The 15,399-nt window shown below is 44.7% G+C and carries 9 protein-coding genes; 5 read left to right on the top strand and 4 right to left on the bottom strand.

The window, feature by feature from the left end:
- The first annotated feature begins 56 nt into the window (after positions 1–56).
- The 5 genes from AWH61_RS07965 to AWH61_RS07945 all read left to right on the top strand — a co-directional run bounded on the left by AWH61_RS07965 (position 57) and on the right by AWH61_RS07945 (position 7,995).
- Positions 57–1,877 (top strand): insulinase family protein, encoded by a 1,821-nt coding sequence (locus AWH61_RS07965; RefSeq protein ID WP_075176733.1) that lies wholly within the window; start codon positions 57–59, stop codon positions 1,875–1,877.
- 120 nt (positions 1,878–1,997) lie between these two features.
- Complete coding sequence (locus tag AWH61_RS07960) at positions 1,998–4,493, top strand: TonB-dependent receptor (protein ID WP_075176732.1); 2,496 nt, start codon at positions 1,998–2,000, stop codon at positions 4,491–4,493.
- Positions 4,494–4,772: 279 nt separating this feature from the next.
- Positions 4,773–6,002 (top strand): porin, encoded by a 1,230-nt coding sequence (locus AWH61_RS07955; RefSeq protein ID WP_014977371.1) that lies wholly within the window; start codon positions 4,773–4,775, stop codon positions 6,000–6,002.
- Between the two features lie 200 nt (positions 6,003–6,202).
- A complete protein-coding gene (locus AWH61_RS07950) occupies positions 6,203–7,063 on the top strand; it encodes a hypothetical protein (protein ID WP_069944931.1) in 861 nt (286 codons plus the stop codon).
- Positions 7,064–7,335: 272 nt separating this feature from the next.
- Positions 7,336–7,995, top strand: coding sequence for a response regulator (locus tag AWH61_RS07945; protein ID WP_014950680.1), 660 nt, complete (start codon positions 7,336–7,338; stop codon positions 7,993–7,995).
- Between the two features lie 56 nt (positions 7,996–8,051).
- Here the strand turns inward: AWH61_RS07945 and AWH61_RS07940 are convergent, their stop codons facing one another.
- The 4 genes from AWH61_RS07940 to exaC are packed head-to-tail and all read right to left on the bottom strand — an operon-like array spanning position 8,052 to position 15,365.
- Positions 8,052–10,565: an ATP-binding protein gene (locus tag AWH61_RS07940; RefSeq protein WP_075176731.1), complete on the bottom strand. Its 2,514-nt coding sequence runs from the start codon at positions 10,563–10,565 to the stop codon at positions 8,052–8,054.
- The gene (gene nosP, locus AWH61_RS07935) at positions 10,552–11,742 is read right to left on the bottom strand and encodes a nitric oxide-sensing protein NosP (RefSeq protein WP_075176730.1); all 1,191 of its coding nucleotides are present in this window, start codon (positions 11,740–11,742) and stop codon (positions 10,552–10,554) included. The genes AWH61_RS07940 and nosP overlap by 14 nt, the downstream gene beginning before the upstream one ends.
- Positions 11,711–13,807, bottom strand: a complete 2,097-nt coding sequence (locus AWH61_RS07930) for a 4Fe-4S binding protein (protein WP_075176729.1) — start codon at positions 13,805–13,807, stop codon at positions 11,711–11,713. The genes nosP and AWH61_RS07930 overlap by 32 nt, the downstream gene beginning before the upstream one ends.
- 40 nt (positions 13,808–13,847) lie before the next feature.
- Entirely contained in the window at positions 13,848–15,365 is a 1,518-nt protein-coding gene (gene exaC, locus AWH61_RS07925) for an acetaldehyde dehydrogenase ExaC (protein ID WP_014950684.1), read from the bottom strand.
- Positions 15,366–15,399 lie beyond the last annotated feature (34 nt).

The raw sequence follows: 15,399 nt of genomic DNA, 5'->3' as shown, positions 1-15,399 counted from the left end.
GCTGCGATAAGTACGAAACAAAAAGAGATACCGTTAAACCGCAATGATAAAAGTGTATGTCTGAATTTCATTTCATTGATGCCGGCTCTGGGTCAAAAGTACATAGCGTTGTTTTTGCGCTAAAAACCCCTGCAGCAGGCCACACTGGGTTGTCTCATTTAGCTGAGCACATGAGCTTTCGACGCTCTCACCCATACCCTGCTGCCCACGAGCTTTTTACGGCCAATACACTTCTGCCTGTTACTATTAACGCTACCACACTCGCCGAGTACACCTTCTTTTTCGCTTCATCTGAAAAAGCGAACGTGCTGCTTGATGCTGTAAATTACCTGTACTGTGGCCTGCTTAACCGGGATTACGGTACCGATGAGGTTATCTTAGAGCGTGACGGGGTTATTTTTAACGAGCTCGCCATGCTAGAGACAAACAGCGACTATGCATTAAACGCCGCTATTCGATTAACCGATACCAATAAAAATGCCTATCAACACGCGGGTGGTTTTACACAAACCATAGGCAGCAACAGCATTCAAGCGCTTCAAGACTACAAACGCCAGTGGTATCAGCCAAGCAATATCACCACGCTGGTTTATAGTAATTCAGCCCACTTTTTTGAGCAGTGCAAGGAGGTTGTTACAGCCGTGAGCGAAGAAATAGCCCTGAGCGCGCAAACAGCCCTGAGCGCAATGAAAGCGCAGAGCGTGGAAACAGCCTTGAGCGCTGAAAAAACCTTGAGCGAAGAATCAACACTGAACAGAAACGCCTCTCTGAGTCAGCACGCATCTCAACGTGAACACTCACATTTAGACAAAGAAGCCTCTCTTGATGCGCAAATGACAAAAGGCGAAAACGAATCAATAAGGCATGTATTAACCTGGTGGTTTCCTCAGTGCTTTTTAAATGGTTTACTACAGCAAGAAGCAACACTTAGCACCGTAGCAGGCCTTGAAAACACTTTATTTATCGACCCCGAAATCAATCAACAAGGCAATTTTGCAATTCGCCTCGTCGCAGACGAAGCGATGAAGGAAGTAGCAAGCGAGCTTTCGATAGAAGCACTTCCAAAGCTTTCACAAAATCTAACACACAAGCTCGTGAGCGATGATTATGATAAAAGGCTGCGACAACTAAAACATGTGGTATCCGCGTGTCTTGCCTCATTTGATATTAGACCTTCAAAGCCAATGCCAGACACTGATAAACACGCAGATGGTGTGGGGGCGGCTATTCGCTATTTTGCGCAACTAACAGATGCGTTGGATTCGAACAAGTGTACCGCCAAAGATTGTGCCACCAAAAGCGCTTATTTGGCGAGTGCTAATAAGGTATCGCTCTCCTATTTGCGGCCTCTACCTTCACCTGAAAAGTCAATCGCTCGCGAGCGGATTAGAAAGGCACGTAAGGGATTTTCCGCGCAAGCCAGCGCTTCCAATAGCGACCAGTCACTTTTAGTGCCGCGTCTTACCTCTAAATACCGACATTTTATTGCGTTAGAGCACTTGCCTGCACTTCCACGTTTATTGCAGCCACTCGCCAACAATACCACCAATTTGAAACGCTTTAACGCTGAACACATTGCTTTGCATTTAACGCCGTTTTCCACTCCATCGCCCTCAATAACTCTAGAGTCGGCTTCTCAAAACCCTGCTTCTGGTTATTTGGCCTCGCACTGGGTGTATCGCATCGCGTTCTATCAACAGTCAAGACTACAAGCGGTACTGGCACACCACCTTTTCTGGCAACCAAGAACCTCGGGGGAATGCTACGCACTGGGCGCTGCAACCTATGAAAATAACCTTTTTCTATTTGGTGCCAGCGACACAAATATCACAGAGCGAGAAAACTGGTGTCATAAGGTTTTATCGATTCTCTCGTAGGGAATTCGGGAAAAAACACTGCTACCAATTTATGATACTTCCTCCCACTTAAGGAGGATATTTTTAGGGAATGGTTAAGGCAATACTGAAAGTATAAATAATAACGAAGCAGTCAAGACCATGCCTACGCGAATTTCTACTAAAAGCTCTAGCCAAAACGTTGCACAATCCCCAACACATCAACTTGCCCGTTCACCATTTGCTCTTGCGATTATTGCAAGCGCTGTAACCTATGCGTTTAGCTCTGCTGCAGAAGCTAACGATGCAATGGACCACTACGAGGTTATAGAGGTACAGGGAGCGACACCGCTTAGCGCCAACAGCAATAACTCTGCTGTATTTGGTAACGTTCAGACACTCACCCAAGACGATATTGAAGGGAGCGTCAACCGTTCACTACCGGAGCTACTCAAAACTCAACTGGCAAGCGTGAACCTAAACGATGTTCAAAACAATCCGTTTCAACCCGATCTGCAATACCGCGGGTTTACTGCCTCTCCGCTGCTTGGTCTACCTCAGGGCATTTCGGTGTACTTAAACGGCGGTCGGGTTAATGAAGCGTTTGGCGATACTGTGCATTGGGACCTAATGCCTCTAGATGCGATAGATACCGTTTCTTTGTACTCTGGTTCAAACCCTCTGTTTGGCCAAAACACGCTAGGCGGCGCCCTTGCGCTAAGAACGAAAACAGGGTTTAGCTTCAACGCCAACGAAATAGATTTACAGGCTGGACAATTCGGCCAGAAAGCCGCGTCTGTGGAATCAGGTGGTCATAACGATCACTGGGCGTATTATGTAAACCTGAATCACTATGAGGAAGATGGCTGGCGCGACTATTCGCCATCTGAAGTGCAGCAAGTATTTACATCGCTTGCCTATAAAAGTGACAAAATGCATCTCGACATGAACCTGTTTATGGCCGATAACGAGTTACTCGGCAATGGTGCATCGCCTATTGAACTGCTGGATATTGAAGGAAGAGAAGCGGTCTACACCCACCCCGATCAGACCAACAACGAACTTACGCACGTTAATATAACCGGTGATTTCGTTTTAACTGACACCTTATCTTTAACCGCCAATATGTTTTATCGCGACACACAAACTCAATCAATCAACGGCGATGACAGTGATTTTGGTGCCTGCCAGTTCGCTGATGGACGCGTAACACTGTGTGAATTTGAAGATGATGACGACGATGATGATGATGATGCTCCGCTTGATAGTGATGATGGCGACGACGATGATGACGATGATTTGCCTGTTGTAGGCGAAGGCGACGATATAGAAGCGGTTGAATTCATTGGCTTTGATGACGACACCGCGCTTGCCGAAATATCAGATGTGGACGCAGATGAACTTGATGGAACATACAATACGGGCCGGACAGACGCCAAAGCTACTGGGTTATCTTTTCAGCTAGCAAAACAATATGCCTTAAGCGGCTTCAGTTCAGAGTTAATTGTTGGTGCCAGCTACACCAAAGGAGATGTTAACTACGCCGCTGATACTACATTTGGTATTTTGGAAAACGAATCTGCACAAGACTCACGCACCGTTTTACCCATCGACGGGCTCATGGCACAAGAAGCCAGGGTTAGATTAGATGTAGACACCACCGCATGGTCGCTATTTTTCATGAATAGTACACAGCTCTCTTCAGCCGTATCACTCAATCTTGGTGGACGTTTTAACCGAGACCATATTGTTATGGAAGACCTGATTGATGACGGTGAAGGTTCATTGGACGGCAATCACCGTTTTACCCAATTTAACCCAGCGGTAGGTGTAGACATTACTATTGATGAGCAAAGCCAGTTGAATCTTGCAATCAGCCAGTCTTCAAGAACGCCAAGCCCAGCAGAGTTAAGCTGTGCAGATGAAGACGACCCGTGCCGCTTACCGAACGGTTTTGTGGCCGATCCTCCTCTTGATCAGGTGGTCACCCAAACTATTGAAGCGAACTACACCACACGCATTGATAACATCGACCTGATGCTAAATGTTTTTCACAGTAGAAGTAAGGACGACATTATCTTCCAACAAGCAGGCTCTGTTGCCTCTCGCGGATACTTTATTAACGTTGATGAAACCCAGCGTCAGGGCGTTGAATTCAGCGTAGGCTCAACGTGGGAAAAACTAACCTACCGGTTAAACTACAACTATCTTAACGCAACCTATGAATCAACATTCACGTCGTTTAGCCCCTTTAACCCTCAGGGTCCAGACAGACTCGTAACACCAGGTGACAAAATTCCAGGCCAGCCAGAGCATTTAGTCAAGCTCTACGCAGATTACGCCTTAACGGATAAAGCGCGTTTAGGCGCAGAAGTTATTTCAGCATCTAGTCAGTACTTTAGGGGCGATGAGGCTAACGAAAACGAAAAGATTGACGGATACGTTATTGCAAACATTTATGCATCGTACCGGTTCAACGACACATTTACCGCATCGCTACGTGTGAATAATGTGTTCGACAAAGACTATGAAACCTTTGGCACGTATGGCGAGGCTGATGAGGTGTTAGAAGACATTTATCCCAACGTAGAAGGTGCAGAGTTCGTGGGCCCCGCACAACCGCGAATGGTCAGTGTAAATCTAAAAGCGAGATTCTAATCAGATAGCATTTGTTACCACACGCGCTTTTATCCACACAAAAGCTGCTAAAAAATAAAAAACGCGACTTACTTTTTCACAGTAGTCGCGTTTTTTATCATTTATACATTTAATTTTCCCGCTACTAAAGAAGGAGATTAACACGCCTTACGGCCGATGGTTCAAAATTCAATAGAACCTATTATCAATTTACTGGACACCGAAAGCATTAAAACCAGTCAAAAATAAAAATAAAAAGCCACTGTAATTAATCAACATTACCAATATTGGGACAGTAAAATGAAAAAGAATACATTTACAAAAACCTGTTTATCTATTGCCATTTTAAGCACAGTCAGTAGCCATAGTTTTGCCCAAGACGAGCCCTATTCATGGAATATCTCTGGATGGATAAATGAAGGCTTAACCTATTACGACGACGGTGTGGGTAGTGATGTGGCACAACTTTCAGACAACGGTACAACGCTAGGCAGCCGTATTACGCTTTCAGGGAATTATAAACTGGAAGAACAAGGCATGGACGTGGGCTTTGAAGTCATTATTGAGCCTCTTTCAGGCGCACCCAACTACGCCGGTGGTGGCCATCAAACGCCGCTTTTGTTTGCCAATCAGGATAACTTAGACACCTTCAACGGCGGCGACATTGGCCTGTTGGGCAGTAGCCTCTACTTTGGTGGCGACTGGGGTAAAATCACCGTTGGTTTACAAAGCCTTCCCACCGATAACATTGCCGTTCTAGCCGATCCCTCTGGCACAATCTGGTCGGGAATTTCTCCATTATTTAGAGCAAATGGCTTCTTTATTCGAGGCGTAGAAGAAGGTTCAACCAATGTCGCGTGGGGTCAATTTGCTCAGTGCTTAGCTACGCCTGGCTTGGGTATTGGTATTGACTGTAACGGTATATATCGCAACGGCGTGCGCTACGATCTCCCTCAAATGGGCAACGTGAGTATTGCAGTAGGTTATGCAAACGACGAAATTTACGATATTGCGGTTAAGTATGCGGCTGAGCACGAAGGCTTCAAAACTAACCTTCATGCAGGTTACTCAGTGAATAAAGATGGGGGTAGCAATGTTGGGGGCAACAGTTCAACTACGCTACAACTGCAAGCAGGGCTCATGCATATTGAGTCAGGTGTATTTGGGGTAGCCACTTATCAGATGGAAGAGGCTGACGACGCGATTGTTGGGTCGGGTGACGATACGGATGCCTATTACTTTAAAGCAGGTATTAGAAAACAGTTTAATCGCTTTGGTGATTCTGCTTTCTATGCTGAATATGCCAGTTATAACGACCAATACGGCATGGCTCATTTAGATGGCGTTACCGGCTCAGAGCTTAGTCAGTGGGGTGTTGCAGCAGAACAATATTTTGGCTCGCGCTTCTTGGTGTACGCGAAATACGAAAATCTAAGTTTAGATATTGATGGTTCAGAATCTGCGCAAGGAATTTATAACAGCGCAGAAGACTTAACCCTAATTCAACTAGGTGGCACTGTGTTCTTTTAATTGAGAATTAAAAATCAGTCATATTTTAACATTGAACTTATATCTAATTACTCTGAAATTTAAAAATTACTCGATTCATTTAATTAATGATAAAAAAATGATTATTTTTACACTTAAATAAGAAATTAAAATTAAGCTAAAAGATATGACATAAAAAAGCGAGATTGACTCTCGCTTTTCCTATTGAAAAAGGAAAGATCATGAAAAATATATCTCTATTTTCATTACGTTCAGCTCAACCCATTCTGTTAGCCCTACTCTTCATAACGACAGTACATATCGCAGACGCACAGGTCATATTTCAGGAGGACAAAAACAATTTTATTCGCCTTGTTAAAAAGCAAAACGAAACAGGCAGTGACATGCGTGCCAACCAACACCCCTTCACGCTGCAAGAGCAGGATGTATCCGCCATACTTAGCGCTATTCAGGTGGTTAAGAACAAAAATACGTCAACACCGCTTTTTTCCAACGAACAAGTTGCGTTACTTGCCGCCTATCTGCCTGAGGCGCTGCGAACAGCGACTGCTCAGCAAGACGTAATTTTTGCCCTTAGTAAAGAGAAGCGCTATTTGGCAGGCCTTAAAACTCAAACGTATTACGTTGCAGGCAGTATTTTCGTTGCAGACGACCAGCTCAATATTCTTATTGGCGAGTTCGACAAAGTAGCCAATAAAGCCTACGAAATGGCTTATGATCCTACTTCTCAGGGCTTGGTAAAATACGACTTTGATTTTGGTAACCGGAAACAAGCAAAGTTCTCATTCGATTCCCCACTTTCTTTTTCCGCACCTGGTATAGAACTGAAAACGAAAAATCGCTTCGATTGGGTGGTCGCACCGACTCAGCTGGCATTTGAAGCACCTGTAGAAAAGGAAACACTTTCCCCAGCGAATAGGGAAAACACACCCAGTAAGAAAGACGTAGCTGGCTCGGCCCCCTTACCAGCAGAAAACGATATCGTTGCTCGTTTTAAACGGTTAGACGCACTAAAAAAGGCAAACCTAATTAGCGAAACAGAATACGCCGAAAAAAGAAGGCAGTTACTTGACGAGTTATAGAACGAAAGTCCCGTCAGTACTGGTCTTACGTGCTTTTTTATTATAAGCCATTGGTCTTATTAGGCCTGATTTAATGTTATATTAATGTTAACATTGTAAACACGTGAAGTGACTGTTTAGCTTTTAATATTTCGGAGAATTTGGTCACTTTGAAGCGTTTCATTTACGCCATAATTTTGTCTTACTAAAAGGCTTATGTGTGAATAAAACGCCAGCCCAAATAAGTCACAAGGCCAGCGGCAAATGTCGCTTTTTTAGCTGAGGGAAAGACCATGCACCGTATCTTGATAATTGACGACCACCCTATTTTTCGTCACGCAATGATTACTATCTTAGGGAAAAAGTTTCCCGACTCAGAAACCCTCGAAGCCAATTCAATTTCTGAAGCGTTAACGTTGCTAGAGCAAGACGCGAAGTTCGACTTAATCATGCTTGATTTAAATATGCCGGAAACCTGTGGCTTAAACGGACTTTTAGAAATTCGAAACCAACACCCTAATGTACCTGTAGTGATTATTTCCGCTGAAACGGAAAAGCAAAATATACTGCAAACCATTTCTTATGGTGCCGTTGGCTTCATTTCAAAAAGCAGCAAGATTGAAGAAATCGCCACATCTATCGAGAGTATTTTTGAAGGGAACGTGTGTTTACCATCAGAGATATTGAGAACGCCGTCTACCAGAACACGCATGACCAATGACAACGGTATTTCGCCTGAGCAAATTCGTTCATTAACACGAAAAGAGCTGACTGTACTGAAATATCTAACTCAAGGGTTAGCCAATAAAGTGATTGCCTACGAGCTTAATATTTCTGAAACCACGGTTAAGTCTCACGTCTCATCTATTCTCAAAAAATTAGGCGCCAGCAACCGAGTAAAGGTTGTGGCCAGTGCCGCGAATATCGACTTTAACCAATACGTATTTAATTAAGACCTGTTGATCTTTGCGGTGCACCGAAGATTAACAGACCCCATGTTCCTATACTTTTAGCCATTCAAGCTTGAGACTAGCGCCGCCTTAAGCACCTCGGAGTTAACAGGTTTGTGCAGCAGCTGAATGTCGGTGCCTTCAAGTTCATTCGCTAACGCTTTTGAGTGATTAGCGGTGCAAATCATAATGGGCATTGAAGGCGCGATTTTTCTTACGCGTTTCGCAATGTCTAAACCGGTTTCTTCTTCATCTAGGTGGTAATCGACAATAAGCATGTCGCACTCGTCAAAACTGCCATTATTTACAGCACTGCATTGTTCAAAACCTGAGAAAGTGTCTACTTCCATGTCCCAGTTTGCGAACAACGTTTGCATAGCAATGCGCATATTCGCATCGTTATCAATGTGCCATATATGCTTATCCAAAACGTAATCTGGTAACGATGGCTCCAAAGTATAAAGATAGTCTTGTTCCTGACTCGTATCACACACTTCGGTAATAGGAATGGTCACCGTGAAACATGCGCCTACGCCCTCTTTCGAGCGCACTCGAATATCGTGCTCTAGCAACTTACTCATTTTATCTACAATGTATAATCCCAGACCCAAACTGTAAGAGTAGTTAAAATCGTTTTCTAATCTGGAAAACTCTTTAAAAATAACTTTCTGATCGTCTTCGCTTATACCCACACCTTGATCATAGATGCTAATTTCTAGGTTCTCATTCACCTTTCGTGCTGCCAGTAACACCTTGCCGTTGGCACCGTATTTCATTGCATTTATTAGTAAATTTCGCAATATTCGAGAAAGTAAGTTCACGTCTGTCACCACGAAAGCTTCTTTCAAGCGATAGCGAAAATCTACACTGTAGTCTTTACTGATATGCGTAAACTCTTCGGCTAGCTGCATAAGTAACGGCAATACATTTTCTTGCTGCTTATCGGGCTGTAACACCCCAGCGTCCAGTTTGGATGTTTCAATAAGCGTGCGAATAAGGCCATGTAAATCAGACAGTGAATTATCGAGGGCGGTAACAATGGGGCTGGATGAACTATCCACTTGATCTTTCAATGTTTCGTTGAACAAGATGGCAGCGCTAAGGGGCTGCATAAGATCGTGGCTAATAGCAGCCAAAAATTTGCTCTTTGAATCAATCGCTTCTTGAAGGGCGATGTTGGCGTGATTGAGTTCACGGGTACGCTTTTCTACATTCGATTCTAATTGGTCTTTAGCCGCTTTAAGCTGGAGTTGGCTTTCTACCTGCTGCGACACGTCTGTTGCCAAGACAAAGTGCCCGGTGATATCGCCAGATTCATTGAAATGAGGCAAATAAACTTTCTGTAAAAAGCCAACGTCGCCATGAGCATTTTTTTCTTTGCTTTGAAAGCTCACCACTTCGCCTTGGTTAACACGGCGCAAGTACTGAATAAGATTGGGGTAAACCTCTTTCAGATGGCTTCGATCCATAGGCATATCATTAATGTCTTGCTCACTAACGCCATACCAATCGCGATAACCTTTATTGGTGTATTGAAACTTTTTATCGGTACCAATGTAAGCAATAAGCGCCGGTACATTATCGGTTATCATGCGGATCCAGCTTTCGTTTTGCTTCAGCGTTTCCGCGTAGTGATGCTGCGATGTAACATTGGTGAACGTGCACAGCGTATTGCCGTCGGGCAGTGTAGTGATGTTGCGTTCAACCACCAGTTGCTCGTGGATAATCTGTGTACTTGGCCCCACCGGGTTTAAGTTGAGCCCGCTCCAGTGACGGTTATTTTGAAGGGCATAAATATTCTTACTGTTTACCAGTACGTGCTGGGGCACGTTTGACTGGGTCAAAAACGTGTTATTCCAAAACGCAATGCCTCCTTCTTTATCAATGAGCAATATTCCAACATCAATATTATCGATAAGGCTTTGCAACAGCTTGTTTTTCTCTTTAATGACTTGCTCGTAACGATTCGATTCAAGCAGTTTTACTTCAGTGATGTCGTTAAACAGAATAACGTTCCCGCCTTCTTGCGTGGGTCGATTGGTCAGCTGATACCATCGCCGGTTCGACAACTGATAGATCATCCTGCCTTCGACATCAGCAGGCAGGGCGCGGCGAATAACCCCGGAATGCTTGGCAGCTTGGGTGATATCGTAATAGTTATCGCCAATTTTAGGGGTGATGGAAAGGTCATCCCAAACAGTTTCAAAGTGCCGATTAAAGAAGATGATCCCGCCCAGTCTATCTAGCAACACCATCGCCTGATTAGTGCTTTCAATGGCGTCGTGTAAACGCTGTTTAACCTGATGGGTTTCTTCGTGAGCCCGCACCAGTTCGGCGTTTGACTGCTCCAGCTTTTGCAGTACTGACTGTAGTTCTTCGGTTTTCTGGCTCACTTTTTCAGAAAGTTGAACTGAATGTTCGAAGGCGCGGTAGCTGTGATGATTAAAACCACCCTCTTCCATGCGATACATCAGCGCTGCGTTTATTTTTTCAAGCTTTTCGTTTTCACGCCGTTGCTCGTAAAGGGCCTTTTGGAGCGCTTCCACGTCGGTAAATTGATTATTGGGCTGCAAAATACACCCCCGTAAACGTTTGGTTCAAGTGAACCGAGTGAATATGCTCGCCGTAGGCATTGAAGCCCGCGACATTGTACCTTTGCTGTAGCCGTCTTATTTCGAGGTCGTTTTTGCCCTGTTGAATTTCGAGCCTTCGCAAAAAGCAATCGCAAGCATAGACAAACTCGGGCTCGCCAAGCTGAGCGCGCAGCTTGTCTAGTTTACTTTCTAATGCTTCAATGCAGTCACCCAGCTGAACAAATGTAAGAATAATGCCAATATCTACCGCGCAGTAGAAGGTAATGGCGTTAGTGGCCAAATCTACTTTTTGAATAGAGCGGATGAAATATTTGCCACCTACCATCACTGCAAGGGGAAACATGGAAAACACATCCGGCGTTAAGTCTTCAGCTTTCATTCCCAATAAACTGGCGTAATACTGCGCAGCAGGTTCACCGTTAATCTCATACACGGTTCGCGACTCAGGATCGGCGTGGGTGACCACCAGTTTCGATACGGGAGAGTTAATGTGATCAATGGAGAACACGGTGAAGGGCTTTCCCGTGCCAACAAGCAGCAGTACTGCTGCGTCTCGATGAAATTCACCGTTGTAAAACACATAGGTGGCTTCAAGCTTTAAATCGTCGCCAGCGCTACCGCCTAAGTGTGGAATATTGCCAAATGCGGTCGCAAAGGTTTCTAGAAAATGTTCCTCATGGCGGGTAAGCCCATCGAGCACAGAAATAACGAAGTGCTGCTCTGTATCGTAACGACGCTCCCTCCCCTGTAAGGCTCGCCGCAAACCACTGGCAATATCGTGGGCTTCATCAAAGTTTACTTCGCCTAAATTAGGCACCAATGCTGTGGCAATAGAAAATTCGTTTTTCAAAAACGCTACGGCCAAAAGTTTTTCTGTTCCGTACCCATTTTTATTAAATTCTCCAGCACTGGTGCAGCCAACAATATTCACGTGCGGAAAACGTGCGGAGATTTCCTTTGCTACGGTGTCTAAGTCAAACAGCGTGCTGGTATGAAAGAGTAATAGCTCTATTTCATCGCACTTAACGTTGGCTAAAATCTCATTGGCCACATCACGGCAGGCTTCTTTAGCACCGTATAAACTAGAATGGTTGTCATCGTTAACCTTGCTATTAGCAGGTTGACTAAGTGCGGACAGGATTGAGGTTTTTGACACGCGTTGGCACCTTTTTCTTTTTATATTTATCGATTTTGCACAAGTCAGGGTTATCTAACGTAACCACACACTCAAGGCACTGAATACATTCAGCATAGTCAATGCTGCCGTCTTGTTCTATAGCATCAATACCACATTTCTTTTGTTTGCACAGCTGACACGGATTACCACAGGCATCTTTACGTGTAAGCAATTTAACTAAAGGGAAACGCCCCAGAATGGCAAGCCCCGCTCCCAACGGACATAAATAGCGGCAGTACACTTTATGAATTTTTAAACTAAATAGCAGTAATAAAACCGAATACAGTACAAAAGGCCAATATCGAACAAAGTGTAGGGTTATGGACGTTTTAAACGGCTCTATCTCAGCGAGCTTCTCCGCAAGGTTTAGCGAATAGAATGAGCACGCGACTAGGCCTATAAGCAATACATATTTAATTTTTTGCGCCCGTTTGTGGTGCTGTGGCTTAATTCTAATTTGTTTTATCCTGAGCTTTTCGGCCAGTATTCCCATCATTTCCTGAAGTGCTCCGAAGGGGCAAAGCCAGCCACAAAATAGTCCCCGTCCAACGATAAACAACGAGACAAATACAAAGCTCCACAAAATAAAAATGACCGGGTCGAGAAGATATACCTCTAAGGAAAATCCGTCGACAATATCCAGTAGCAGCGTGTATATGTTGACGACAGACAGTTGCCCTTGAGCATAAAAGCCAATAAAAAACAGCACGAACACAAGGGAAAATGCCCGCACTGTATGCACAAACTTGGTGTAAGGCGTTAGCCTTTGCTGGAATGCAAAAAACAACGACAGCGCTACAAGATAAACAACGGTGATGCTTATCGTTAAGGTTCTGTCCCTCCAAATTTTCTGCCACAACGGAATGGGCTTCGCTAACTGAGCCTCAGGATTTTCCATAAATAGTTCACTAGGCAGTGTCACTTTCAAAGGGAACAGATGCTCATCTTGCTCGAAGAAACTCGGCTTAAAAGGCACACTAATCGCTATTTCCATTTCTTGGTCAAGTGACAGCCCACCTTTCGATTTTACTCGAAGTACTTTGATCTCGTTGTAGTCGGGCAATGCTTGTGAAAATGCGGGGTCATAGAAGCTATAAAAATCGATATCGCGGATAGCTGTGGGAAAGCCGCCTTGAGATACCCGTAAATGCTCAGGAGTGGTTTGGGGAATAAACTCATCGCTGATAAAACTGAACCCTTTCGTATTCAGTACCATCAGTGCCATTTCACCCGGATTTAGATTTTCCTGTAACCGAGCAAATTCCTCTTCATCTAGCAGGTTTTTCCCCACAATAGGAAGACTTAAAAACGCATAGTAGTGTTCGGCAATGATGTCACCATCAAGAGCAAACTCGCTTTGAATATCGTCAACCGCCCGAACCACTTCTCTCGAAAGCCCTTCGGTATTTTGCTGAGTAATCTGGTGCTTTTGAATGTAGCCGTTGTCCACCAATTCGCTAAAAGTAAGAGGTTCGTAAAAGTCTGGATTGATAATATTGTTGCTAGGCGCAACAAAGCCATCGAGCTTAGCTCTGGCAACGGCTAATGCAGATGTCACGATGGTATCGTTGATAACCAGCACCGATACGGTGGCTTTCGTAACCCCATCAAAGTAGGTAGCGTCTTTGCCTACATTGCTTTTACCACCAATGATAAAACGTTCTTTGACACTGTGCCCTTGATATTGAGCAACGAAATCAAACATGGATTTCTCGCCAAGCCCGTGCAAAAAAATCGGCTCGCTATGCTGCTTGACGAAAAGGTCAACCACATTGCCTTGTGTGTCTAGCCCAATCACTACATTAACTGGTTTGCCTGAAAAGCCTATGAAGTCGACAAAGTCATTCGACTCAAAAACATATCCGAGTAGTTGCTGAAGCTGATAGACCGGGGTTACCTTGATGTCAGTGTGCATCTCCCCCACGCGTGTAGCGTTGGGAAATATTTTGTAAATGTCTTGTGGAATGTCTGTCGCGTCAGACTGCGCCAACACATTGGTGCTGAGAAACAGCAAGAAAATGATTGAGGAAAATGCGATGCGCATAAAAGTAGCGGGCGGCGGTAGGCGCCGCCCTCAGGTTTACTTAGAAGAAACCAAGTGGGTTGATGTCGTAGCTTACCAATAGATTTTTTGTCTGCTGGTAGTGATCTAGCATCATCTTGTGGGTTTCGCGGCCAATGCCCGATTTCTTGTAGCCGCCAAACGCAGCGTGAGCTGGATACAAGTGATAACAGTTCGTCCATACGCGACCTGCTTCAATCGCTCGACCCACGCGGAATGCTACATTCGCATCGCGGCTCCATACACCAGCGCCAAGTCCGAAGCTTGTATTATTGGCAATCTCAATCGCCTCTTCTTCGGTTTTGAAGGTTTGAACAGCGATTACCGGACCAAAAATCTCTTCCTGGAACACACGCATGTGGTTTTCACCCTTCAAGATAGTCGGCTGAATGTAGTAGCCTCCATCAAAGCCAGGTAGCTGCTCTTTCTCACCACCAGTGACAACCTGAGCCCCTTCTGACTTACCGATATCGATGTATTTAAGGATCTTTTCGAACTGCTCATTAGATGCCTGTGCACCTACCATGGTGTCTGTGTCTAGTGGGTTGCCACGTTTGATCTTCTGAATTTTTTCCAACACTTTTTCCATGAATGCATCATAGATGTCTTCGTGAATAATCGCTCGAGAAGGACACGTACATACTTCACCTTGGTTGAAGTATCCAAGCACTAAACCTTCCGCACACTTATCAATAAATTCAGGCTCGTGATTCATGATGTCTGGGAAGAATAAGTTTGGTGACTTGCCGCCAAGCTCAACGGTAGATGGAATAAGGTTTTCAGCAGCACAGCGAAGGATATGTCCGCCAACAGGTGTAGAGCCAGTAAACGCAATTTTTGCGATTCTTGTGCTTGTTGCAAGAGCCTGTCCGGCTTCTGCCCCGAACCCGTTAACGATGTTTAGTACACCCGGTGGCAGTAGGTCTTGGATTAGTTCGGCGAACAATAAGATAGATACTGGCGTTTGTTCTGCTGGCTTTAGCACCACTACGTTACCGGTAACAAGTGCTGGCGCAAGTTTCCATGCAGCCATAAGTAGCGGGAAGTTCCATGGAATGATTTGCCCAACAACACCATAAGGTTCGTGGAAGTGATACGCCACCGTGTTTTTATCAATTTCACCGATGGTGCCTTCTTGGCTTCGAATACAGCCTGCGTAATAACGGAAGTGGTCTGCGCACAGCGGAATGTCTGCATTAAGCGTTTCGCGAACGGCTTTACCATTGTCCCATGTTTCCGCAACGGCAAGTAGCTCTAGGTTTTCTTCAATGCGATCGGCTATTTTCAGAAGAATGTTAGAACGCTCAGCTACTGACGTATCTGCCCAGCCCTTTTTCGCAGCGTGAGCGGCATCTAACGCAAGCTCAATGTCTTCAGATGTTGAGCGTGGGATTTGTGCGATGTCGCTGCCGTCTACTGGAGATGTTGCGGTGAAGTACTCACCTTTAACCGGTGCTACCCATTCGCCATTGATAAAATTACCGTAGCTTTCTTTGAAGCTTACGACCGAACCTTCACTACCTGGCTTTGCATAAATCATAAGAAGTACCTTTTGATAACTTTGCGCGTACCAC

Origin of the sequence: Alteromonas sp. W12 (assembly GCF_001924945.1) — a bacterium.
GTDB lineage: Bacteria > Pseudomonadota > Gammaproteobacteria > Enterobacterales > Alteromonadaceae > Alteromonas > Alteromonas macleodii.
The sequence above is the reverse complement of the archived record's forward strand: the minus strand, read 5'-3'. Positions and strand labels throughout refer to the sequence as shown.